The sequence below is a fragment of the Ursidibacter maritimus genome, assembly GCF_009761395.1.
Classification (GTDB): domain Bacteria; phylum Pseudomonadota; class Gammaproteobacteria; order Enterobacterales; family Pasteurellaceae; genus Ursidibacter; species Ursidibacter maritimus.
Map to the genome: position 1 here is coordinate 237144 of NZ_LEKN01000034.1, position 23881 is coordinate 261024.

A 23881-nucleotide genomic window follows, 5' to 3' on the forward strand; every position below is an offset into this window, starting at 1 on the left:
AAGGAAATGAATTATGTCCACGCTAACACAAAATAAATCTTTAGATTTTCTCAAACAAAATGCGATTTACTTCGTATTATTGATACTTTTAATCATCATTATTGCCCAAGATCCTAGTTTCTTGAGTTTACGTAACTTCAGTAATATTTTGACGCAATCTTCTGTACGTCTAATTATTGCCCTTGGGGTTGCAGGCTTGCTCGTTACTCAAGGTACTGACTTATCAGCTGGTCGCCAAGTAGGGCTTGCTGCTGTCATTTCAGCCACCTTGCTACAAGCAATGGATAATATGAATAAGGTATTTCCTAATTTAAGTGAAATTCCAATTCCTGTAGTTATTCTTGCCGTTTGTGCGATTGGTGCGGTTATTGGTTTGGTAAATGGCTTAGTTATTGCCTATCTCAATGTTACCCCATTTATTGCCACAATGGGTACAATGATCATCGTTTATGGTATTAACTCATTATATTACGATGCAGTAGGCTCATCACCAATTGCAGGTTTTAACGAAAGTTTCTCTAGTTTTGCACAAGGTTTCTTTAGAATCGGCTCATTTAATCTCTCATATATTACGATTTATGCAGCCATTGCTTCACTACTAGTGTGGATTATGTGGAATAAAACTCGCTTTGGTAAAAATATTTTTGCTATCGGTGGTAACCCTGAAGCTGCCAAAGTATCAGGCGTAAACGTGGCTCGTAACCTTGTTGTCATTTATATGATTGCGGGCGTATTCTACGGTTTCGGCGGTATGCTTGAAGCGGGTCGTATCGGTAGTGCAACCAATAACTTAGGCTTTATGTACGAATTAGATGCAATTGCCGCTTGCGTCGTAGGTGGTGTATCTTTCGCTGGTGGTGTAGGTACGGTTATCGGTGTTATTACTGGGGTGTTAATCTTTACAGTTATTAACTACGGCTTAACCTATATCGGCGTAAACCCTTACTGGCAATATATCATTAAAGGTAGCATCATCATCCTAGCGGTTGCGATTGACTCGTTAAAATATGCGAAGAAAAAATAATTAAATTACTTTAAGCTAAGGCGAGATACTCTCTCGCCTTCTTTTTTATTTCAATTAATCCAGTAGCATTTTATTCCTTTATAATGCCCTATATTTCAATTACTTTTCTTAAATTATGCAACCGCTTAATCCATTGCAACCTAATATTAGTCGCCGACTTTTAACCTCTGCATCCGCTGCCTTTTTGATTGTCATTTTTATGACAGGACTTGCAGGGGCATTACGCATTCCTGCATTAACCGTTTATCTACATAAAGAAGTGACTAGTGATCCGATGATGGTGGGGCTGTTTTATTCCGTCAATTCATTGGTTTCGATGGTACTCAGTCAAATTGTAGCACACTACTCCGACCGCTATCCCAACCGTAAACTGATTATTGCACTAAGCTGCGTAATGCAAATGTTTGGGTGCTTACTCTTTGCTTTCAATCGAGATTATTATGTCTTACTAATTTTGGGCACGTTAATTTTAGGGTTAGGCTCATCCGCCTCATCGCAGCTTTTTGCACTTTCTCGTGAATATAGTAAAAGTCAAAAACGAGATAGTACAATGTTTAATACCGTATTAAGAGCACAACTTTCGTTAGCTTGGATTGTAGGCCCTCCTCTTGCCTATCTGCTTTCTGATCAATTCGGTTTTACCTTTATGTACTGTGCCGCAGCAACGATTTTTGCAATGTCGATCATTATTGTGATCTTGATGCTGCCACAAGCGGTCAGTTCTGAGCCACAAATTGCAAATAGCGAAGATGAGCAACTGCGAGAAGAAGGGATTAGTAGTAATCGTAACTCTGTCATTTTGCTCTGCTTTACGTGCCTATTTGTCTGGACTTGTAACAGTATGGTGTTTATCAATATGCCAATCTATTTAAGTGAAAGTTTAGGGCTATCCGACCGCTTGGCTGGGCTTTTGATGGGAACGGCTGCCGCTATTGAGATCCCAGTAATGCTGATTGCTGGCTACTGTACCAAATTTATTAGTAAAAAAAGCCTTATGCTCATGGGTATTGTAGCGGGTATTGGCTATTACCTCTGCTTATCTCTTGCTACAACAGAGTGGCAACTGATTGCTAGCCAATTACTCAACGGTTTATTTGTCGGCATTCTTGCTTCAATCGGAATGATTTACTTCCAAGATTTAATGCCATATAAGATGGGAACGGCAACCACACTTTTTACCAATACAGGCTCTGCCAGTTGGGTAACTGCTGGCCCGATTGCAGGTATAATGGCAAGTCAGTTTGGTTATCATAGTACTTGGTATTTAGCGATTGGCTTATGTGTTATTGCTCTGATTTTGATGTGGTTTGTGAGAAAAATTTAGTAACAATTTTGTTCGCTACACAGATTACTGACTACCTAATTCAGTAATTCTGGACTCCTCCAATGTAGTTGCTTGTGCCCCAATAAGTAAATTGAATAACATTGCGGTACGAGCAAATAACTCTCTTATTCTCACTTTATAATGCTGTTCTGGGTATTTTGCGACAAAACAAATTGCATCAATTTGATGGAATTTAGCAATAAACAATGCCCTTTCACAGTGAAATCGTTGAGAAATAATCGTAAAAGGTGGCAATTTGAATACTTTATCTGCACGAATAACGGAATCAAAGGTGTTATAACCGGCATAATCTTGCAGGATATATTGATTTTGCATACCCATCCTACGCAAATCATTCGTCATCGTTTTGGGTTCATTATAATAAGCGGTCTGATTATCTCCACTCATTACGAAATAACTAGATTTATGAGCCCGATAAAGTTGCATCGCGGCATCAAGCCGATATTTATAATATAAATTAGGTGTACCTGATGAATAATATTTTGCAGTTCCTAATACTACCGTATATTCACGCTGTGGTAGGTTATCAATTTCGGTATAGATTTGATCTTCTACCCAATAGCTTGTGCCAATATCAATCAACAATACCATCAATACAAATGAAAAAAATAAGCCCAAAAGCCATTTATAACAACGTAGAAAAGCACGAGCCACTTTTTGTTTCAAAGTGGCTTGTGGCTTATCTTGTTCTGTTATAGCTGAAATCGGATCATTCATTCTGTTTAGACTGTTTAGTTTCTGCGTGAGTAATATACATTGTTGCAACAATAATAATCCCAGCACCTAACCATAATTTACCTGGTGGAACCCAATTAAATACTAGCCACCCCGCCAATACATTTAATGGCAATTTAATAAAGTCAAATGGCTGAATATAAGAGGCATCCGCTAAATTATAGGCTTTTGCCACCGCTAATTGCGCCAACGCTGTAAAGAAGCCAAGTAAAATCAGAAAACCAAAATCACTAAAGGATGGCAAGCTAAACCCAGTTGGACTTAAATTAGTTAGGGCAATTAAGATATTAAACGGCGTAATTAAAATAAATAGATACGCTACCATTGTGGTTGGCGAATCTTCGCTAGAAAGTTTTTTTACCATTAGAGAATAGCACGCCCAAAAGAATGCGGCTGCAACAGGCAATAGAACAATCCAATCAAAATTTTCTGACCAAGGCTCTAAAATAATCATTGCACCGATAAAACCTAAAAAAGTCGCAATCCAACGTTTACGATCTACTTTCTCTTTGAGTAATAAACCTGAACCGATAGTAACGAATAACGGCGATGTCATCAACAATGCAATTCCTTGCCAAATAGGAATAGGATGCGCCAACGCCATTGTCCAACATTGAATCCCTATGGCTGAGAGAAACACGCGGAAACAATGCTGTCCAAAATGCTTAGTTTTCAGAGATTGAAAAAAGCCCATTGTTGCCATACTTGGCATTAAAAATAAAAACGCCACCAAATACTGCACCAATGCAATCACGCTCGCGTCAATTGGAGAAACTGAGGTGAGCTTTGGAATTAAGGTATTCACACAAGCAAATAATACACCTGCTGTAATAATGGCTATTGCACCTTTAACTGGTTGATGTGTCTGCATAAAATCTAATTGCTTTCGATAAAAATAGTCTCGTAGCATAGCCGAGCTAGTAAAAATTGCAAGGTAATTCTTTGCTTGATTTAGCCATTTAAAAATCTAGACGTTTAGACGTCTAAAATTTCTTGACAAATCGTACTGCTATCGTTAATTTATTCACTCATATTCTGCGAGCCAATTAAGCGGTTAGATTTATATAAAATTTTGCAAATAATTAAGGATAGATAGGGACAATATGGCACAGTCGGTTACACTTTTTGAGGATACTCCACTTGAACTTGTGTTAGGTGGAATGCTCTCACCCATTAATATTGCCTATCAAACCTACGGTACGCTAAATGCTGATAAAAGCAATGCAGTTCTACTCTGCCACGCTTTAACAGGTGATGCCGAGCCTTATTATGCTGCGCCAGCCGATAAAGGCTGGTGGCAAGATTTTATTGGGTCGGGGTTAGCTTTCGACACTGATAAATATTTTTTTATCTGCTCAAATGTATTAGGGGGTTGTAAAGGCACGACTGGTCCAGCATCGATTAATCCAATGACTAACCAACCTTATGGTAGTCAATTCCCTGTAATTACAGTGCAAGATATTGTTCGTGTACAAAAAGCCTTAATTGACTATTTGGAAATTCCTCATTTAAAAGCTGTTGTAGGCGGTTCTTTTGGTGGAATGCAAGCAACACAGTGGGCAATTTATTATCCTGATTTTGTCGATAACATTGTTAATCTCTGTTCATCCCTTACCTTGAGCGCTGAAGCGATTGGTTTTAATCACGTTATGCGACAAGCCATTATCAACGATCCTAATTTTAACGGTGGTGATTACTATCAAGGAATGGCACCTGATAATGGGTTAAAAATCGCTCGAATGCTAGGTATGCTAACCTATCGTACAGATATTCAATTAGCAAAAGCTTTTGGACGTGAAACAAAACAGCACACAGAAGTATGGGGCGATTATTTCCAAGTCGAGTCTTACTTAAGCTATCAAGGTATTAAATTTCTTGATCGCTTTGATGCGAATAGCTATTTACGTCTATTAAGAGCTTTAGATCTCTATGATCCTACACTTGGTTTTGAAAATGAACAGGCTGCCCTTTCTCGCATAAAAGCCAATTACACATTAGTTGGTGTAACAAGCGATCAGCTATTCAAACAAGTCGATTTACACAAGAGTAAACAACAACTTGAAAATTCGGGGGTTCCCGTTGATTTCTATGAGTTTCACTCTAATTTTGGACACGATGCGTTCTTAGTCGATTACGCATTCTTTGAAGAAATGATTAAGAAGGGTTTAGCTAAATAAGAGAAATCCCAATTTAAAAATTGGTGTAATCGGCAAAATAATGACTAGATCGCCCATTACACCATTGCGTATGCTCCATAATATCCCCTAATAGAATAATTAGAGGATTTCATTAGAATTGTCTTATTTTAAACCAGCCGCTTCTCTTAATTCCGCTGCTTTATCTGTTTTTTCCCAAGGGAAATGTTCACGACCAAAGTGTCCGTAAGCCGCAGTTTCACGATAGATTGGACGAATTAAATCAAGCATTTGAATTAAGCCATAAGGGCGTAAATCAAAGAATTGACGAACTAATTTTACCAATACTTCATTGCTGACTTTACCTGTGCCAAAAGTTTCTACCATGATTGATGTTGGTTCTGCAATACCGATCGCATAAGAGAGCTGGATTTCACAACGGTCTGCTAAACCGGCTGCCACAATATTTTTAGCCACATAACGTGCAGCATAAGCAGCTGAGCGGTCTACTTTTGATGGATCTTTGCCTGAGAATGCACCACCACCATGACGAGCCGCACCACCGTAAGTATCAACAATAATTTTACGACCAGTTAAACCACAGTCACCCATTGGCCCACCAATTACAAAACGGCCTGTTGGGTTAATAAAGTATTTTGTACTTTGGCTTAACCACTCACTTGGTAAGATTGGTTTAATAATCTCTTCCATCACGCCCTCAAATACATCCTTTTGTGAAACGTGTTCTGCGTGTTGAGTAGATAGAACAACAGCGTCAATACCTTTAATTTTGTTATCTTCGTAAATAAAGGTTAATTGGCTTTTCGCATCTGGACGTAACCAATCCAATTTACCACTTTTACGCACTTTTGCTTGTTGTTCCATTAAGCGATGTGCATAAGTGATCGGTGCTGGCATTAACACTTCTGTTTCATTAGTTGCATAACCGAACATAATACCTTGGTCGCCTGCACCTTGCTCTAATGGGCTTGCACGATCAACCCCTTGGTTAATATCTGGTGATTGTTTACCAATAGCGTTCAACACTGCACAAGAGTGAGCATCAAATCCCATATCGGAATGCGTATAACCAATATCACAGATCACTTGACGAGTTAAATTTTCAATATCAACCCACGCTGATGTCGTAATTTCCCCACCCACGAGAGCCATACCTGTTTTTACATAAGTTTCACAAGCAACACGCGCTTTTGGATCTTGTTTTAAAATTTCATCTAAAACCGCATCTGAAATTTGATCGGCGATTTTATCTGGATGTCCTTCTGATACAGATTCTGATGTAAATAAATTGATAGCCATTTTTTATCCTATTTAAATTTAACCATTTTTATACACAAGCGGTCAGATTTCAGCATTTTTTTGCAAAACATTAAGATTATCTGACCGCTTGCACCAAATTTTTTAGATGTTTTTCCGTCTAGACGTCTATAATATATTTTTTAGAAATGAATGACAAATAGTTTTTCTGATCAAATTCCGTTTAGCGATTTAGAATATTGGCGTTATAGGGTAAAATCTCACACAAATTATAATTTCACAGGTTTTTTTATGTCTAAAGGTAAAATTGGACTATTTTCTCTCACCGCTCTAGTGTTAAGCTCAATGATCGGCTTTGGTATTTTTAGCTTACCGCAAAATATGGCAGAAGTTGCAGGTGCAGAAGCACTATTAATAGGCTGGCTTATCACGGGGATAGGGATTGTTTTTCTTGGACTCTCTTTTTTCTTCCTCTCTCGCCTTAAACCTGAGTTAGATGGTGGAGTTTATACCTATGCTCGTGAAGGCTTTGGTGATTTAGTCGGTAGCCTTGCAGCTTGGGGCTATTGGCTCTGTACAGCCATTGGTAGCGTTGGCTATTTGGTTGTTGCATTTGAAGGTATTGGTACTTTTGTTGATACGCCAAGTTTATCACTATTCGGCAAAGGAAATACCATAGCCGCTATTTTAGGTGCATCTACTATTGTTTGGCTTGTCCATTTGCTGATTGCTCGGGGTATTAAAGAAGCTGCATCTGTTAATTTAATTGCGACCATTGTAAAAACATTACCACTCTTTTTATTCATTGGTTTAACCATTTGGTACTTCTCTCCAACTCAATTTGCTCACGATTTTGATGGTGCAAGTTTACAACAACCTTTATTAGAACAAGTGAAAGGAACAATGTTAATTACACTTTGGGTTTTTGTTGGCGTAGAAGGCGCATCAATCCTATCAGCACACGCCAAGAAAAAGAGTGATGTTGGGCTAGCAACTTTATTGGGTATCTTAATCACGCTAGTACTCTACGTAGCCATCACAGTATTTTCATTGGGTATTTTGCCAAGAGAAGTCATTGCCCAAATGCCAAATCCATCTATGGCGGGAATATTAGAACATTTGATTGGTGCAAGCGGTAAGATCATCATTACATTTTGCTTAATTGTTTCTGTTTTAGCGTCTTATATGAGCTGGACAATGTTTTCATCTGAAATCCCCTACCAAGCCGCAAAAAGCCATAATTTCCCACAATCATTAAATAAGACCAATAAAAACGGTACTCCAATTGGCGGATTATGGCTTACCAATATCACCATTCAAATTAGTTTGCTATTGGTACTATTCACAGGTAAGGGATATAACGTATTAATTCAAATATCAACAGCGATGATTCTAGTACCTTACTTTTTAGTCAGTGCTTATCTTCTTAAAACTGCAATAAAACAATCTGCTGCTTGGTATATTAAATTAACAGGACTCATGTCTTCACTTTATGCATTATGGATTGTTTATGCCGCAGGTTTAGATTATTTACTACTCTCTGTACTGCTATATATGCCGGGAATAGCTGTATTTATCTACTCCCACTATCAGTATAATCAAGGTAAGGCATTTACGTTTAACCGCTACGAAAAAGTATTGTTATGTGCAATAAGCTTACTCTTTATCGTTTCGGTCTATTACAGTGTTACCAATATGAGTTGGTCATAAAAATTAACAATGGACTAATAATGAAATCTGAAAAAATCAAACAACTTGCTCATCAGCTCGGGGAGCAATATCAAAAAATTGAAGACTATTTTACAAATGGATCTTTTGTGATCAAGTTTTACCCTTTCTTGATGTACCCTTGCGTACGTCAAGCTCAATCGCTATCAATAAAGTTTGTTGCTATTCTATCGATATTTATTGGGATCTATTACCTGTTTACTGAATTGATAGCAATTTTATTTAGCGAAGTATCTTTAGCTGCTTATTTGCATCACACTTCATTTGAACTGAGCTTACCGAATGGCACAATAATTGATAATAATGTTACGGTTAATTCCCCCTTATCATTCGCGATGAGAGCATCATTCTTAGTGCAAGGCTATCTCTTTTTCTTTATTTATCTACTTGGTGTGACCCGCATTACCCAACGCTTTCGTCTTATTAGTGGCTTCAGTGCCCTCTTGTTTAGCTGCGGAATGGTTATTCTTTACTCTACCCAAAGCGGTAAATATATCGAGAATGCAGTACAAAATTTGGGTGGATCACTCACCTTTCTATGCGGAAACCTTGCAATGTTAATGATAGGATTTGGCATAAAATCTCGCCGACAATCTACATTTAAAAATTTCTCTATTCTTGCGGGGCTAATCGGTACAGCAGCGATTTTCATCACACTATTTTTGCCATTACCGTATTTGGCTTTATTTGAAAGACTAGGCATTACAACTATTATGTTATGGGAAGTTGCGCTTGGTTTTGCTATTTTAAGACAGGTGAAAAAATGACGACTCAAATTCCTTTTATTGAACGATACCGCCAACTCATTGCGATTCCAACCATTAGCAGCTTAGAAGAAAAATACGATATTTCTAATAAAGCTCTTATTGAATTACTAGCCACTTGGTTAACTGATTTTGGTTTTAAAACAGAGATTATCGCCGTAGAAGGCAGTCGTGAGAAATATAATTTGCTAGCCACCTATGGCGAAGGTGAAGGCGGATTAGTGCTTGCAGGCCATACCGATACGGTTCCGTTTGATGAAGGACGTTGGACGATTGACCCATTCACACTCACTGAAAAAAATGGCAAATTCTATGGGCTTGGTTCTGCAGATATGAAAGGCTTTTTTGCATTTGTGGTGGAGGCTGTTAGTCAAATTGACCTTACTCAATTAACCAAACCACTACGCATTCTAGCCACTGCCGATGAAGAAACCACAATGCTAGGTGCAAGAACTTTTGCTCAACACGCTCACATTCGCCCTGATTGTGCCATCATAGGCGAACCCACTTCACTAAAACCTATACGAGCCCATAAAGGACATTTAGCGGAAGCTATTCGTGTTATTGGTAAATCAGGACATTCAAGCGATCCTGCAAACGGAATCAATGCGATTGAAATTATGCACGAAGTGACAGGAAATTTAATTGGGCTACGCAACCAACTGCAACAACAATATCGCAATGAACTATTCAAAGTGCCTCATCCTACAATGAATTTCGGCAATATTCAGGGTGGCGATGCTCTCAATCGTATTTGTGCTTGCTGTGAATTACAGGTAGAAATACGTCCATTACCCGCCTTAGCCATCAAAGATTTGCAAGAATTATTAGCTGAAAACCTTGCACCGCTCATCGAAAAATGGGGAGATCGCATTGAAATCCGCCATTTACACGCAGGTATTGCAGGCTATGAATGCGAACATTCCGCTCAAATTGTACAGGTGGTGGAAAAATTATTAGGGGAAAAGTGTGATGCAGTTAATTACTGTACAGAAGCCCCTTTTATTCAGCAGCTCTGTCCAACGTTAGTGCTAGGACCTGGAGCAATTGAACAAGCTCATCAGCCAGATGAATTTTTATCTGCTGAATTTATCGACCCGACGCAAAAATTATTGACTAAGTTGATCTATCATTTTTGCGCATAATGCAGATAAGCGGTGAGTTTAGGGAAAATATTTGCAAAATATACCGTTAAACCCACCGCTTACTAGGAGAAACTATGTTCTTACAATCTCTGCAATTTAGTTTAAGCGTGACCTTGCCGACTATTTTAATGCTATTACTAGGTATTGTTTTACGGCGACGTAGAATGTTAGACGACCACTTCTGTCACGTTGCGTCCAAACTTGTGTTTAATATTGCTCTGCCTGCGCTATTATTTATCAACATTGTAAAACAACCTGCCGATTACAGTAGCCAAATTTGGCTTGTGGGAGCAGGGTTTCTCAGCACTTTTATCATCTACTTTAGTAGTGAATGGCTTGCGATACGGTATATTCGAGATAAATCTTATCGGGGCATTTTCGTGCAAGGGATTTTTCGAGGGAACTCAGGTATTCTAGGCTTGGCTCTTTGTATCAATGCTTATGGTGCAATGGCAACGGTTCCTGCATCGGTTTATACTGCTTGTATCACACTACTGTTTAATGTCCTTGCGGTGATTACCCTAACCAATTCCCTCAGTACTGGAAAACTTAGTTTGCCGAGAATGGTAAAATCATTAATGACCAATCCACTCATTATTGGCATTGTACTTGGGCTAATTGTGAGTAAATTTGATATTCCGTTACCGAGATCTATTTTACGCACAGGGGATTATCTTGCTAATATCGCTCTCCCTATCGCTCTAATTTGTGCAGGTGCAAGTCTAGATTTTAAACAACTAAAGCGGTTCAAAAACAACCAAGAAAATCAAACTCAAGCCAATAGTATTGTGTGGTGGGCGAGCTTTGGACGTTTAATCGTATCTCCTCTGCTTACTATTTTTATTGGAAAATTTATCTTAAATTTAGATCCAATGCCTTTAGGCATTCTATTCTTAATGTCTTCAACCCCAGTTGCTTCAGCTAGCTATGCAATGGTCAGAAATTTTGGCGGCGATGCCACTGCTAGTGCCAATATTATTGCGGTAACAATGCTTGGCTATATGTTTACATCTAGCTTTGGCATTTTTATCTTAAAGCAACTGCAATGGATATAGAACGCTAAAAAACAGGCAAAAAAAAGCCCTCAACAATGAGGGCGAATCTTTTGATCTTATTCTGGAGGTTTGAATTTCTGTTTTATAAAAGGAGACAAATAAAACAGGACCAAAAGTAAAAAACTAAAGGAGGAAATTAGTTGGCTCCTCTTGCTGGACTTGAACCAGCGACATACGGATTAACAGTCCGCCGTTCTACCGACTGAACTAAAGAGGAACTAATCGCTGTGAATAATAGGAAAAATGACAAAGCTCGTCAAACGGTATGACCAATCTTTGCAATTCTTTAATTTTATTAAAAAAATTAATGATCCTTACAACAAACTGAACAATTTACTTGTTTGGGTAGTTTCATTTCTCTCATCGCAAAATTTAAGCCATCTATTATCAATAATTTACCAGATAAGGTTGAACCGATATCCAATAACACTTTAATGGTTTCAAGTGCTTGTAAACTTCCGACTACGCCTACAATCGGGGCAATGACCCCTGCTTCAACACAACTCAATACATTTTGCCCGAATAATTGGCTCAAACATTGGTAGCAAGGTTCCCCTTTTTGATAGCGAAACACAGAAATCTGCCCTTCAAAACGAATCGCAGAACCAGAAACAAGCGGTCGTTTTTGCTGAAAACATTGCAAATTAAGCTGATTGCGGACTTCCACATTATCCGTACAATCGACAACAACATCATAGTGAGCAATCAATGCTTGCCATTGTTCATCATTTAGTTTTTCTGTAACAGTTTCGATCTCGATATTCGGGTTAATTTGTGTTAATCGTTGTTTAGCCGATACAACTTTAAGCTCACCAATCGTGGCATCAGTATGTAAAATTTGACGTTGTAAATTGGATAAAGAAACCCGATCAAAATCGACTAACGTTAAATGTCCGATACCTGCACTGGCTAAATATTGCGATGCAGCACAGCCCAATCCGCCAAGCCCAACAATCAATACTCGACTTGCTTTTAAACGCTCTTGCCCGTCAAAATCGACACTTTTTAAACTAATTTGACGGTTATAACGTAATATCTCATGATCTGTCAGTTCCATTAAGTTAAAAATCCCTCTAACAATTCATTTAAAAATAACTTACCTTGTTGCGTAATTTGCCAAGTTTCTGCGGTTTCGACTAAATAGTTTTTATCTAACGCCCATTGCATTGTTGTTGCGACTTCAGCCATATTCAAACCTGTATAAGTCTCAAATTCGGCTTTGGGAGTTGGTTCTAATAAACGAAAACGGTTCATAAAAAACTCAAAAGGGCGATCTGCCAATGCAATTTGCTCTTGTTGATACAAGTACTCACCACGCATATAGCCTTTTGGGTGTTTTGTTTTACTAAAGCGATAAATCTCGCCTGTTGTATAACTGATTTTACCGTGGGCCCCACAGCCAATAGCTAAATAATCGCCAAATCGCCAATAGTTTAAATTATGCTGGCATTGAAAGCCCTGTTTTGCATAAGCAGACGTTTCATATTGAACATAGCCAGCCTGACTCAACAACTGATGCCCTTGCTCAAAAATATCCCATAATTCATCATCATCGGGCAAAGTTGGCTGGCGATAATAAAACATCGTATTCGGCTCAATCGTTAATTGATACCACGAGAGATGTGGAGGAGCAAGAGCGATAGCTTGACGAAGATCATTCAATGCTTGATCTACCGACTGATTAGGTAATCCGTGCATTAAATCGACGTTAAAACTACGCAATCCGAAACTTGCAGAATTTTGTGCAAATCTAACCGCTTGTTTAGCCTCTTGGCTATCGTGAATACGTCCTAGCTTTAACAGTTTTTCAGGCTCAAAACTTTGAATACCCATTGAGATACGATTAACACCACCTTGAGCATAACCAATAAAACGCTCCGCTTCGGCTGTACCGGGGTTTGCCTCTAACGTGATTTCAATATTCGGTTCAAAATCAATACGTTTACGAATTTCTGCTAACAAATGGCTAATCCCTTGTGCAGAAAATAGACTCGGTGTACCGCCCCCAATAAAAATTGAGTGAATTTTACGATCACCGATCGCTTGTCGATAACGCACCAAATCTTGTTCTAAATCTAATAATAAATGTTGGATATATTCTGTTTCAGGAATAATGCCTTTTTGGGCGTGAGAATTGAAATCGCAATAAGGGCATTTCTGCACACACCAAGGAATATGGATATAAAGGCTTAATGGAGGTAAAGTTAATTTCACGTTATTAAATAAATAGGGTTAGATACGCATAAAAATGGCGACATTATCCCTTGTCGCCTTTTGATTGTCTATTTGCTTTTGATTTATGCCTACTAGTCGCAAGGTACAATTTTGATGGCAAGCCCACCTGTTGATGTTTCACGATATTTGGCATTCATATCTTTCCCCGTTTCATACATTGTTTCGATAACTTTATCTAGCGTAACACGAGGTTGGGAAGTAAGCCTTAATGCCATTCGGCAAGCATTGATTGCTTTGACTGATGCAATGGCATTACGTTCAATACAAGGCACTTGTACTTGCCCGCCAACAGGGTCACAAGTTAAACCTAAATTATGTTCCATTCCAATTTCTGCCGCACTACATACTTGATCGGGTGTACCTCCCATTATCTCAGCAAGCCCTGCTGCTGCCATTGAACAAGCAACGCCAACTTCACCTTGACAACCAACTTCTGCTCCTGAAATAGATGCATTCATTTTATACAGTGAGCCAATCACGCTTGCGGTCAGAAAATAGCGTTCTAACGTTTCTTGGTTCAGTTCACCCACAAATTTACGGTAATATGCCAATACGGCTGGTACAATGCCACAAGCTCCATTTGTTGGTGCGGTAACCACTCGTCCACCTGCAGCATTTTCTTCATTAACGGCTAAGGCAAATAAATTTACCCAGTCAATAATTTGCATCGGATCATTGTTTAATTTACCTGTGGCTTCAAGGGTTCTGCGTAATGCAGCGGCTCGACGAACAACTTTAAGTGGCCCAGGAAGCAACCCTTCCGTATGTAAACCTCGCTCAATGCAAGCGTCCATTGTCCGCCAAACTTTCAACAAATAGTCGCTAATTTCCTGCTTAGAACGTAAAGCCAACTCATTTTTCCAAACTAAAGATGATAAAGGCAAACCTTGCTGTTTGCAGTGTTTAAGCAGATCCGTTGCATTTTGATAAGGAAAAGGAACAGTAACACCATTTTGTTTAGCACTATCAAAATTCTCATCAGACACAATAAAACCACCGCCAATGGAATAATAGGTTTTCTCTAATAATAGCTCACCTTGAGAAAAAGCCTTAAAGTTCATTCCATTTTCGTGGCGTGGTAAGAAATCATAATGGAATGGCATATCCGCAAAAAAATCAAACGAAATCGCTTTTTGATGCTCCGCTTGAGCCTCTGCTACTCGTAATATTTTCTGTTCTTTAAGCTGATTAATGACGCTCTCAATACGATCAATCTCAACATTATCAGGAAGATATCCCATCAACCCCATAATGATTGCTGTATCAGTGCTATGTCCACGACCAGTTAATGCCAATGAGCCATAAACATCTGCTTGTAAGCGGTCTGTTTTCGCTAAAAATTTGCAATCAATTAAACAATCAACAAACTCTTTTGCCGCCTTCATTGGCCCTACCGTATGGGAGCTAGAAGGCCCAACTCCCACTTTAAACATATCAAATACACTTATCATTTTACCCACACTTAATGCTAATAAAATTGGTCATTCTATAAAATTTAGAAGAAACCATAAAGAATAGCAGAAATAGCAATGAACCCCATTACAGTCACAAAAGCATTACTTAATTTACCTTTGAATTGTTGCAATGCTGGAATTTTATGAATGGCGTACATTGGCATAATAAATAAGATCATTGCAATAATTGGCCCCCCTAAACTCTCAATAAAACCTAAAATACTTGGGTTTATCGTGGCAACAATCCATAACACAATCAAGAATAATAATGCTGTAATTTTTTTGAATTTTTCAGGTTCAATTGGTTCACTACGCATTTGATTAACTAATCCTTCCAAACCTTCTCTGGCACCCAAGTAATGCCCAAAGAAAGAGCTACCAATTGCTAAAAATGCAACAAAAGGTCCAAAATAAGAGATGATTGGATTATCAAATTTATTCGCTAAGTAAGATAGAATTGAAATATTCTGTGCTTTTGCTTCTAACAATTCTTGTGGCGTTAAAGTTAAGACACAACTAAACACAAAAAACATCACGAACAAGACTAAAATGCCTGAAGTACAACGTAATACAGTGTTGCTAGCTTTGTCTGTTTGTTGCGGATCTTGATAGAATTTTTGTTGTGATAGTGCAAAAGATGAAATCGCAGGCGAATGATTAAATGAAAAGACTAACACGGGAATAGTTAGCCATAATGCAGTGAGAAAATCACTCGTTTGTGGCATTTGCGAAAGTGCTGCTCCATTCCATTGTGGAATCAGATAAAGTGATAACCCTAATAAAATCGCCACCAAAGGATAGACTAAATAGGTTGTGATTTTAAGCATCGCAGTTTCACTCAGTAACATTACCCCAATCATTGCTGCAATCAACATAAAGGATAAGACGGCCCTTGGTGGAGCGGTAAGATGAAGCTGATTTTCTACAAAAGAGCTAACGGTATTAGTTATTCCTACACCATAGATCAACAAGATCGGAAATATAGCAAAGAAATAAAGTAACGTAATCAATTTCCCTGCTGTTACTCCAAAATGCTCCTGTACTACACTGGTAATATCGCTCCCTGGTTTACTTGACGATAAAACAAATCGAGCTAGCCCCCGATGTGCTAAATAAGTCATTGGTCCAACTAATACTGTCATTACCACTAAAGGTAAAAATCCGCCCATACCCGCATTGATTGGTAAAAAGAGAACCCCCGCACCAACAGCAGTACCAAATAAGTTTAATACCCACGTTAATGAAAAACGTGTCGCATTATCCTGTTTCATAGTTCCTCCAGATATTTTGTAAATTATGTAAATATAAAACGTGGCGAATAATAGCCCTTTACATAAAAACCACAATCTAAAAGAGAGAAAAATATGATCTAAGTAAAAAAATCTGCTTTTCTAGTAAATTAAGCGATAATAAATTAGACTTATAGGGTTTAATTCCTAATATTAAACAAATAGTAGAAATTCATACTATTGTATATCTTCTAATAAATCACCTACTCAATTTTATAACCCAGTCACAATATCTAGTGCATCACTCAGTTTTTTGACGGTAAAAACCTCCATTCCTTTAATTGCTTTTTTAGGTGCATTACCAGCTGGAATAATGGCTCGTTTAAATCCATGTTTAGCCGCTTCGCTAATACGTTCTTGACCGCTTGGAACAGGGCGAATTTCTCCCGCTAATCCAACTTCACCAAAAACTACAAGATCTTGGGGTAATGGGCGATTACGGAAACTGGAAATTAAGGCAAGTAATAAGGCTAAATCAGCACTGGTTTCTGTCACTTTAACACCACCAACAACATTCACAAATACATCTTGATCTGACATTTGTAAACCACCGTGCCGATGTAGTACAGCAAGTAATAATGACAGGCGGTTCTGCTCTAGCCCTACGGCAACACGTCTTGGATTGGCTAACATTGAGTGATCAACCAATGCTTGAATTTCGACTAGCAATGGGCGTGTACCTTCCCATAGCACCATTACGGAGCTACCTGAAGTCTGTTCTTCACTACGACTGAGAAAAATTGCTGAAGGGTTTTTCACTTCTCGTAATCCTTGCTCTGTCATTGCAAACACACCTAACTCATTCACTGCACCAAAACGGTTTTTATGACTACGCAAAGTGCGATAACGAGAATCTGCTTCCCCTTCCAGTAAAATAGAGCAATCAATACAGTGTTCTAACACTTTTGGCCCAGCTAAAGTGCCATCTTTGGTAACGTGCCCCACCATAATAATGGCAACTTGGCGAGTTTTAGCATAACGAGTTAGAAAAGATGCACATTCACGCACTTGTGCAACACTCCCAGGGGAAGATTGTATATCTGCTAGGTGCATTACTTGGATAGAGTCAATCACAATTAACTTTGGTTTTTCCTGATCGGCAATGTTACAGATATGCTCAACAGAAGTTTCCGAAAGCATTTTAAGATTATCTGCTGGTAACCCTAAACGATGTGCTCGCATTGCGACTTGCTGTAATGACTCTTCCCCTGTGACATAAAGTGTCGGAATTTGGCTTGATAAACCACACATTACTTGTAATAGCAAGGTACTTTTCCCTGCCCCAGGGTGTCCACCAATTAAAATAGCACTGCCTGGTACAATTCCCCCACCAAGTACACGATCAAGTTCATAAAAACCACTGCTAAAACGGGGAACTTCTTGCAAATCAATTTCAGCAAGTTTTTGTACTTTTCCTGAAGTTTCGCCTGCATAGCCACTAAATCTATCGCCCTTGCTCTCTTTTTTCCCTGAAATTAAACGGACTTCACTAATCGTATTCCAGGCCATACACGCTCGGCATTGCCCCATCCAACGAGCATACTCTGCTCCACAATCACTACATACATAAGCTGTTTTTGGTGCCTTTGCCATTTTTACCTCTATTACGACTAAATTCTGTGCTGTTCAGTGAGTTATCACTAAATTGTGGCGATACTAGCAAAAAACACTGTTTAAATAAACAGGAAAATTCTAATTTTTCGATCTCGATCGACAAACAGAATTTGCTTACTCGCCTTTTTCAAGAAAAGAGTGAAACTAAACAAGGTGTTGAAACACCACTCATTGTTTTACATTTACTTACTATTCATTTAAGGAAACCTATGTACAAATTAATTTCGCCTATCCAAAAGGCTTTTACACTGATTGAATTAATGATTGTCATTGCAATCATTGCTATTCTAGCGACTATCGCTATTCCATCTTATACCAGTTATACCCAGAAAGCGGCACTTTCCGAGCTACTTCGAGCATCTGCATCTTATAAATCAGACGTTGAAATCTGTATTTACAACACTGGGGCTGTTACAAACTGTGCTGCAGGTTCAAATGGTATTCAGGCGGCTAAAACCGAAAGTAATGATGCCAAATACTTAAAATCAGTTGCAGTATCTGCTGGGGTTATTACTGTTGATGGAAAAGGCAATTTAGATGGTTATGGCTACACCCTTACACCAACAGTAACCAATGGAAATATTAGTTGGGCAACAAAATGTAAAGGCAGTGATACAAGTCTGTTCCCTGCTGGATTCTGTGGCTAGAGTTGATATTTATAGGCTCTTTCTTTAATTCAAACCAAGAAAGAGCCTGATCTTAAGGGGGAAAAATGCTGTCTGAATATGCGGTTTATGAGAAAAATAGCGATAGGTTATTTCAAATTGAACAAGATTTGTGGCAACGTAATTGTCAAGAAAAACACCTTTTGCAACGCTATTTGGCTCTACCAATTCAAGAAAATCATCACACTTTATGGTTAGCCATTGATGATGAAAATAATCTCAGTGCTTGTGAAATGTTCGCCTTCTTGCATAATAAGCAGATAGAACCTGTGATTATCGCCAGCGAAGAGCTGAAATACTTACTCAATGCACTTTCTCCAGAACAACAAGTGCAGCTCTACGAGAATACGGAACATTATGACTACACTGAGCATAGTGGTGAACATTTAGACTTGAATGATCCGATTATTCAAATTTTAGATAACCTCTTTAAAACTTGTGTTGCTCAACAAGTTTCAGATATACATATTGAACCAAGACAAGATCGTTTAGTTATTCGCTTACGCATTGATGGAGTTTTGCATCTTTATAAAACGCTTTCACACCACTTTAGTCAGCGAATTCTCTCACGGATTAAATTGCTTGCCAAACTGGATATTAGCGAATCTCGCCTCCCGCAAGACGGACAATTTAGTTTTACTACCGCACTTTCTGATACTTTAGATTTTAGGGTATCAACCTTACCAACAAACTATGGTGAAAAAGTTGTTCTGCGTTTACAAAAAAATAAACCTACTCATTTTGATTTTTCAGATCTCGGTTTTAACGCTAACCAAAAACAGCTTTTGCTTAATGCACTTCAACAACCACAAGGCTTGATACTGGTTACAGGACCAACAGGAAGTGGCAAAAGTATTACCCTATATAGTGCGTTAAGCCATTTAAACCAAACCGAAAAACATATTCTTACCGCAGAAGATCCGATTGAAATTGAAATTGATGGCTTAATCCAAACACAAGTAAATCCTAATATTCAACTGGATTTCAGCCGACTATTACGCACTTTTTTACGCCAAGATCCCGACATCATTATGCTTGGAGAAATTCGTGATAGAGAGAGTGCCAAAATGGCATTAAGTGCTGCACAAACAGGGCATTTAGTGCTTTCTACATTACACACCAATGATGCACTTTCTGCCGTAGAGCGTCTTACTCAGTTAGGCATCCAAGAATATGAAATTAAAAACGCCCTACTCTTAGTGATCGCTCAACGACTTGTCAGAAAAATATGCCTGAAATGCGTAGGCAAAGGCTGTTCTCATTGCTATCAAGGCTATAAAGGGCGAATAGGCGTCTATCAATTTTTAAGTCGCTCTGCAAAAGAATTTGAGAAACAGACCGCTTATTTAGATTTTCCAACACTGTTTGAGAGTGCAAAAGAAAAAATTGCCAATCAGCAGACCGATCTATCTGAAGTCGAAAGGGTGCTAGGAAATGAATAAAAATTTAGTAACAGAACGTATTTATGAATATCGTTGGAAAGGGCTAAATCGTTTTCAGCAAAAACAGGGTGGAAAACTACTTGTAACACATAAAGATGAAGCCGAAAAACGACTTTTAGCTCAAGGTATCAGTCATATTCGTATACAACGAAATTTTGTGCTTCCAACTCCACCTAAACAAGATGATGTTACCCAAATTATTCATCAACTTGCATTATTAGTTCAGGCTCATATTCCGTTAAAGCAAGCGTTAGTAATGATAAAAGAAAATTGCCAACAGATTCGCTTATTTCAATGGTTACAACATCTTATTTTACAGATTGAATCTGGTTACTCTTTTTCTCAAGCGTTAGAAAAACTGCCGTTTTATTTATCTCATCAAGAAATCCAACTGATTAAAATGGGAGAAACAAGCGGTAACTTAACCACGATTTTATGCAATATGGCAGAATCTCGCAGTAAATCGGATAAATTAAATAAAAAAATCAAAAAAATTCTATTTTACCCTGCTATGATTTTATTCATTTCAATAAGTCTATCCTTATTATTGCTTATTTTTATTGTGCCACAATTTGCAGAACTCTATGATAATAAATCGAAAGAATTACCTTTTATTACACAATTACTCTTTTCATTTTCACAATTTCTAACTAATACAATTTATGGATTATTTATTTTTACGCTTATATTATGCTTTTTACTGTATTTTATAAATAAGAAAACCAAGCTATTAAAACGAGCTAAATTCTTATTATTGGGCCGATTACCAATATTTAGCCAAATTATTAAGCAAGCTAGAATTGTCTTTTTTTGTCAAAATTGTAGCTTGATGATAGATGCTCATATCCGTTTAAATCAGATCTTACAGGCTTTTCAGGATACACAAAGTGATGATCCTATTTTACAAGAAGAAGTCAAATTTATGCTCCAGTTACTACAACAAGGCTACCGTTTTTATGAAGGGCTTAATCCGACTGTGTTTGACACTGAAATGATACAAATGATCGCTATTGGTGAGCAAAGCGGTAATCTTAGTCAAATGCTTCATCATATTAGTGAAATATATCAACAAAAACTGGATTATCAAATTGACATACTTTCACACTTACTTGAACCAATGCTAATGCTGATTATGGGGGTAATTGTCGGCACAATTATGCTTGGGCTCTATTTGCCAATTTTTGATATGGGGGCGTTAGTAGAATGATCGCTTTAAAATTACTGATTGCTTGCTCAATGCTGTTTTGGTTTAAACGTGCATTCAGCCAATTTCCGAATAAAATCAACCACGCTATTTTTCAAGATGTTACAACCCTGATTGATTTTGAAATGACGCAAGATGATTTTGTTAGATGTTCCAAATTGCAACCTAAGCCATTTACATATTTCTATTTAATGAGCTTATTCTTTCTATTATTTTCAATATTTAGTTCATACTCAATATTTATTTTATTGGTTATCTTTATTCTAATTTATCTCTCTTTTATTGATATTTATTATTACTTAACTGATATACATTACATTGCTATTATTTTTCTACTTGCAATCACAGAGTTACTCTTTAATCAATCCTATTTTCTCTACGAGCGGATTTTCACTTTATTTATTGTTATTCTCTTTTTTAGTTTACTCTCTTTATTGATTAAATATCTTTTCAACAAAGAAGCACTGGGTTCAGGAGATATAATTTTACTCATTGCTCTATCACCTTTATTCTCATTAGAACAATTTTGTTGGTTGCTATTTATTGGCAGTGTCGCAGGCATAGGTTATTCACTGATTTTTTATCTTGCAACCAAAAAACGATTAACAAAACTCCCTTTTATTCCTTTTATTAGCTTTTCTATGGTGGTTTTAGGTTAAGAATGGGTAATAAAAAAACAGCTCAAAATCGCATAATGCTATTTTGAGCTGATATAACATTATAAATACATTAACTTTCGTTATGAATTTCCAAATTAGTTGCTTGTTGAGCCAGATTTGCTTTAGCTTTATCATTTCTCGCTTGAGCAATGCAATTTAGATATTCTTTATCAACATCACCAGTAATGTATTCCCCTGTAAAGACTGATGCATCAAAATTATGAATTGTAGGGTTTTCAAGCTGAACAGATTTGAACAGGTCACTTAAATCTTGGAAAACAAGGCGATCAACACCGATCATTTCGGCAACTTGTTCGACACTTCTGTCATAAGCCACTAATTCTTCGCAAGTCGGCATATCAATACCATATACGTTTGGATAACGAATTTCCGGTGCTGCTGATGCAAAATACACTTTCTTAGCCCCCGCTTGACGAGCCATTTCCACGATCTGCTCTGAGGTTGTACCGCGAACAATAGAATCGTCCACCAACAAGATCGTTTTATCTTTAAATTCAGCTGCGATTGGGTTTAGTTTACGACGAACCGATGACTTACGTTGTGCTTGTCCTGGCATAATGAAAGTACGAGCCACATAGCGGTTTTTCACAAAACCTTGACGATAAGGTTTATTGAGTACGTTCGCGATTTGCAGTGCAATGTCTGTTGATGTTTCAGGAATTGGGATAACCACATCAATTTCAGGTAAAATATCTTGCCATTGTGTTGCGATTTTCTCGCCAAGTAAACGTCCCATATGAACACGAGCTGCATATACCGATACACCATCAATAACCGAATCTGGGCGTGCAAAATAGACATATTCAAAAATACAAGGATTTAGTTTTGGATTATCTGCACAAATTGCGGAATGGAATTGACCGTCAAAGGTAATATAAATCGCTTCACCAGGTTGAACATCACGTACATATTCAAAGCCAACAATATCTAAAGCGATACTTTCAGAGGCGAACATATATTCGGTTTTGCCATTTTCTTCACGTTTACCCAATACTAACGGGCGAATACCGTAAGGATCACGAAATGCAACCATTCCATAGCCAATAATCATTGCTAAACATGCATAAGCTCCGCGAATGACTTCATTCGTTTTACGCACTGTTTCAAAAATATTGTCTGGAGTGAGTGGTTCTGCCGGATATTGATCAAGATAATGAGCAAAAATATTTAATAAGGCTTCAGAATCCGAATTGGTATTAACGTGACGTTTTGCAAGTGTAAATAATCGCTGTTTTAACTCGGCATTGTTGGTTAAATTTCCATTATGCACAAGCGTTAAACCATAAGGTGAATTTACATAGAAGGGCTGTGCTTCTGATACACTTGATGAACCTGCTGTTGGGTAGCGAACATGTCCGATACCGACATTACCTTGTAAACGCAACATATGCTCTTGACGAAACACTTCGCTGACTAAGCCGTTTGCTTTACGCAAGCGGAAACGATTTTCTTCATCAATGGTAACAATGCCTGCAGCATCTTGCCCACGATGTTGTAATAATGTTAAGCCATCATAAATAGCTTGATTTACGGGAGAATGACCAATAATCCCAACAATTCCGCACATAATAACCTCTAGTTAGCCGATTTTAAAAAACTTGAATTTACTTTTAACTGTTCAAAATGCTCAAAAAACCATTTCACAATAAAATCAAAATGGGGAATCAATTTAGATTCTTTCCATAATTCAGTTTGAGCAAAAGTTGTGAAGGTGTCTAAAAAGAACAATATCGCTGCAACAATAAAAATTCCACGCAAAATACCAAAACCAGCACCAAGCACTCTATCTGTGCCTGATAAACCTGTCTTGCTGACTAATTGCCCGATTAACGCATTGATAATACCGCTGACGATTAATACTGCGATAAATAAAATTGCTGCGGCAATCCCATTGCGTAGATATTCTGAATTTTGTAAATAAACTGAATCAATTTGAAGAAGTAAGTTCGCCATTGCAGGATAAAACTTGCTAGCGATAAAAAAGGCGATAATCCACCCAGCCAAAGACATTACTTCTTCAATAAAGCCTCGCCATAAACTGACAAGGATTGAAAAAACCACAATTCCGATAATAATAAAATCAACCATA

21 protein-coding genes and 1 tRNA gene are annotated in these 23881 nt (G+C 37.9%); 11 read left to right on the forward strand and 11 right to left on the reverse strand.

Annotated features, from left to right (window positions below; translation table 11 throughout):
* The first annotated feature begins 13 nt into the window (after window positions 1-13).
* Window positions 14-1024 carry a galactose/methyl galactoside ABC transporter permease MglC gene (gene mglC / locus A1D26_RS07040; protein ID WP_157403338.1) on the forward strand — a complete coding sequence of 337 codons (1011 nt, stop codon included), beginning with the start codon at window positions 14-16 and terminating at the stop codon, window positions 1022-1024.
* A 115-nt stretch (window positions 1025-1139) separates the two neighbouring features.
* Window positions 1140-2348, forward strand: coding sequence for a sugar efflux transporter (locus A1D26_RS07045; protein ID WP_157403339.1), 1209 nt, complete (start codon window positions 1140-1142; stop codon window positions 2346-2348).
* 24 nt (window positions 2349-2372) lie between these two features.
* On the opposite strand, the gene A1D26_RS07050 is transcribed toward A1D26_RS07045, so the two are convergent.
* Window positions 2373-3086 carry a SanA/YdcF family protein gene (locus tag A1D26_RS07050; protein WP_157403340.1) on the reverse strand — a complete coding sequence of 238 codons (714 nt, stop codon included), beginning with the start codon at window positions 3084-3086 and terminating at the stop codon, window positions 2373-2375.
* The gene (locus A1D26_RS07055) at window positions 3079-3975 is read right to left on the reverse strand and encodes a DMT family transporter (protein ID WP_157403341.1); all 897 of its coding nucleotides are present in this window, start codon (window positions 3973-3975) and stop codon (window positions 3079-3081) included. Before A1D26_RS07055 ends, A1D26_RS07050 begins: the two co-directional genes overlap by 8 nt.
* Window positions 3976-4207: 232 nt before the next feature.
* Between A1D26_RS07055 and metX the strand changes: the two genes are divergently transcribed.
* A complete protein-coding gene (metX, locus tag A1D26_RS07060) occupies window positions 4208-5281 on the forward strand; it encodes a homoserine O-acetyltransferase MetX (RefSeq protein WP_157403342.1) in 1074 nt (357 codons plus the stop codon).
* Window positions 5282-5404: 123 nt separating this feature from the next.
* Here metX and metK read toward each other — a convergent pair whose 3' ends face one another.
* Complete coding sequence (gene metK, locus A1D26_RS07065; protein ID WP_157403343.1) at window positions 5405-6559, reverse strand: methionine adenosyltransferase; 1155 nt, start codon at window positions 6557-6559, stop codon at window positions 5405-5407.
* Between the two features lie 249 nt (window positions 6560-6808).
* On the opposite strand from metK, the gene A1D26_RS07070 reads away from it, so the two are divergent.
* The 4 genes from A1D26_RS07070 (at window position 6809) to A1D26_RS07085 (ending at window position 11209) form a co-directional block, all read left to right on the forward strand.
* Window positions 6809-8227 carry a basic amino acid/polyamine antiporter gene (locus tag A1D26_RS07070; protein WP_157403344.1) on the forward strand — a complete coding sequence of 473 codons (1419 nt, stop codon included), beginning with the start codon at window positions 6809-6811 and terminating at the stop codon, window positions 8225-8227.
* A gap of 20 nt (window positions 8228-8247) precedes the next feature.
* Window positions 8248-9012: a DUF998 domain-containing protein gene (locus tag A1D26_RS07075; RefSeq protein ID WP_157403345.1), complete on the forward strand. Its 765-nt coding sequence runs from the start codon at window positions 8248-8250 to the stop codon at window positions 9010-9012.
* On the forward strand, window positions 9009-10154 hold the full coding sequence (gene argE / locus A1D26_RS07080) for an acetylornithine deacetylase (RefSeq protein ID WP_157403346.1): 1146 nt from the start codon (window positions 9009-9011) through the stop codon (window positions 10152-10154). Before A1D26_RS07075 ends, argE begins: the two co-directional genes overlap by 4 nt.
* A 74-nt stretch (window positions 10155-10228) precedes the next feature.
* A complete protein-coding gene (locus A1D26_RS07085) occupies window positions 10229-11209 on the forward strand; it encodes an AEC family transporter (RefSeq protein ID WP_157403347.1) in 981 nt (326 codons plus the stop codon).
* Window positions 11210-11350: 141 nt separating this feature from the next.
* On the opposite strand, the gene A1D26_RS07090 is transcribed toward A1D26_RS07085, so the two are convergent.
* The 6 genes from A1D26_RS07090 to radA all read right to left on the reverse strand — a co-directional run bounded on the left by A1D26_RS07090 (window position 11351) and on the right by radA (window position 17780).
* Window positions 11351-11426, reverse strand: a tRNA-Asn gene (locus A1D26_RS07090).
* Window positions 11427-11513: 87 nt separating this feature from the next.
* Window positions 11514-12266: a molybdopterin-synthase adenylyltransferase MoeB gene (moeB, locus tag A1D26_RS07095; protein WP_157403348.1), complete on the reverse strand. Its 753-nt coding sequence runs from the start codon at window positions 12264-12266 to the stop codon at window positions 11514-11516.
* Window positions 12266-13423, reverse strand: a complete 1158-nt coding sequence (gene hemW, locus A1D26_RS07100) for a radical SAM family heme chaperone HemW (RefSeq protein WP_157403349.1) — start codon at window positions 13421-13423, stop codon at window positions 12266-12268. Before hemW ends, moeB begins: the two co-directional genes overlap by 1 nt.
* Before the next feature lie 92 nt (window positions 13424-13515).
* On the reverse strand, window positions 13516-14895 hold the full coding sequence (locus tag A1D26_RS07105; RefSeq protein ID WP_157403350.1) for an L-serine ammonia-lyase: 1380 nt from the start codon (window positions 14893-14895) through the stop codon (window positions 13516-13518).
* A gap of 44 nt (window positions 14896-14939) precedes the next feature.
* Entirely contained in the window at window positions 14940-16169 is a 1230-nt protein-coding gene (locus tag A1D26_RS07110; protein ID WP_157403351.1) for a serine/threonine transporter, read from the reverse strand.
* Between the two features lie 231 nt (window positions 16170-16400).
* Window positions 16401-17780, reverse strand: coding sequence for a DNA repair protein RadA (gene radA, locus A1D26_RS07115; RefSeq protein WP_157403352.1), 1380 nt, complete (start codon window positions 17778-17780; stop codon window positions 16401-16403).
* Window positions 17781-18010: 230 nt separating this feature from the next.
* On the opposite strand from radA, the gene A1D26_RS07120 reads away from it, so the two are divergent.
* The 4 genes from A1D26_RS07120 to A1D26_RS07135 all read left to right on the forward strand — a co-directional run bounded on the left by A1D26_RS07120 (window position 18011) and on the right by A1D26_RS07135 (window position 21771).
* The gene (locus A1D26_RS07120) at window positions 18011-18448 is read left to right on the forward strand and encodes a prepilin-type N-terminal cleavage/methylation domain-containing protein (RefSeq protein ID WP_157403353.1); all 438 of its coding nucleotides are present in this window, start codon (window positions 18011-18013) and stop codon (window positions 18446-18448) included.
* Between the two features lie 65 nt (window positions 18449-18513).
* On the forward strand, window positions 18514-19908 hold the full coding sequence (locus tag A1D26_RS07125) for a GspE/PulE family protein (RefSeq protein WP_157403354.1): 1395 nt from the start codon (window positions 18514-18516) through the stop codon (window positions 19906-19908).
* On the forward strand, window positions 19901-21115 hold the full coding sequence (locus A1D26_RS07130; RefSeq protein ID WP_157403355.1) for a type II secretion system F family protein: 1215 nt from the start codon (window positions 19901-19903) through the stop codon (window positions 21113-21115). Before A1D26_RS07125 ends, A1D26_RS07130 begins: the two co-directional genes overlap by 8 nt.
* Window positions 21112-21771 carry a prepilin peptidase gene (locus A1D26_RS07135; RefSeq protein ID WP_157403356.1) on the forward strand — a complete coding sequence of 220 codons (660 nt, stop codon included), beginning with the start codon at window positions 21112-21114 and terminating at the stop codon, window positions 21769-21771. The genes A1D26_RS07130 and A1D26_RS07135 overlap by 4 nt, the downstream gene beginning before the upstream one ends.
* Before the next feature lie 70 nt (window positions 21772-21841).
* Here A1D26_RS07135 and purF read toward each other — a convergent pair whose 3' ends face one another.
* Together purF and A1D26_RS07145 are read right to left on the reverse strand one after the other, a co-directional pair.
* Window positions 21842-23359, reverse strand: coding sequence for an amidophosphoribosyltransferase (purF, locus tag A1D26_RS07140; RefSeq protein ID WP_157403357.1), 1518 nt, complete (start codon window positions 23357-23359; stop codon window positions 21842-21844).
* Window positions 23360-23367: 8 nt separating this feature from the next.
* Entirely contained in the window at window positions 23368-23880 is a 513-nt protein-coding gene (locus A1D26_RS07145; protein WP_157403358.1) for a CvpA family protein, read from the reverse strand.
* Window position 23881 lies beyond the last annotated feature (1 nt).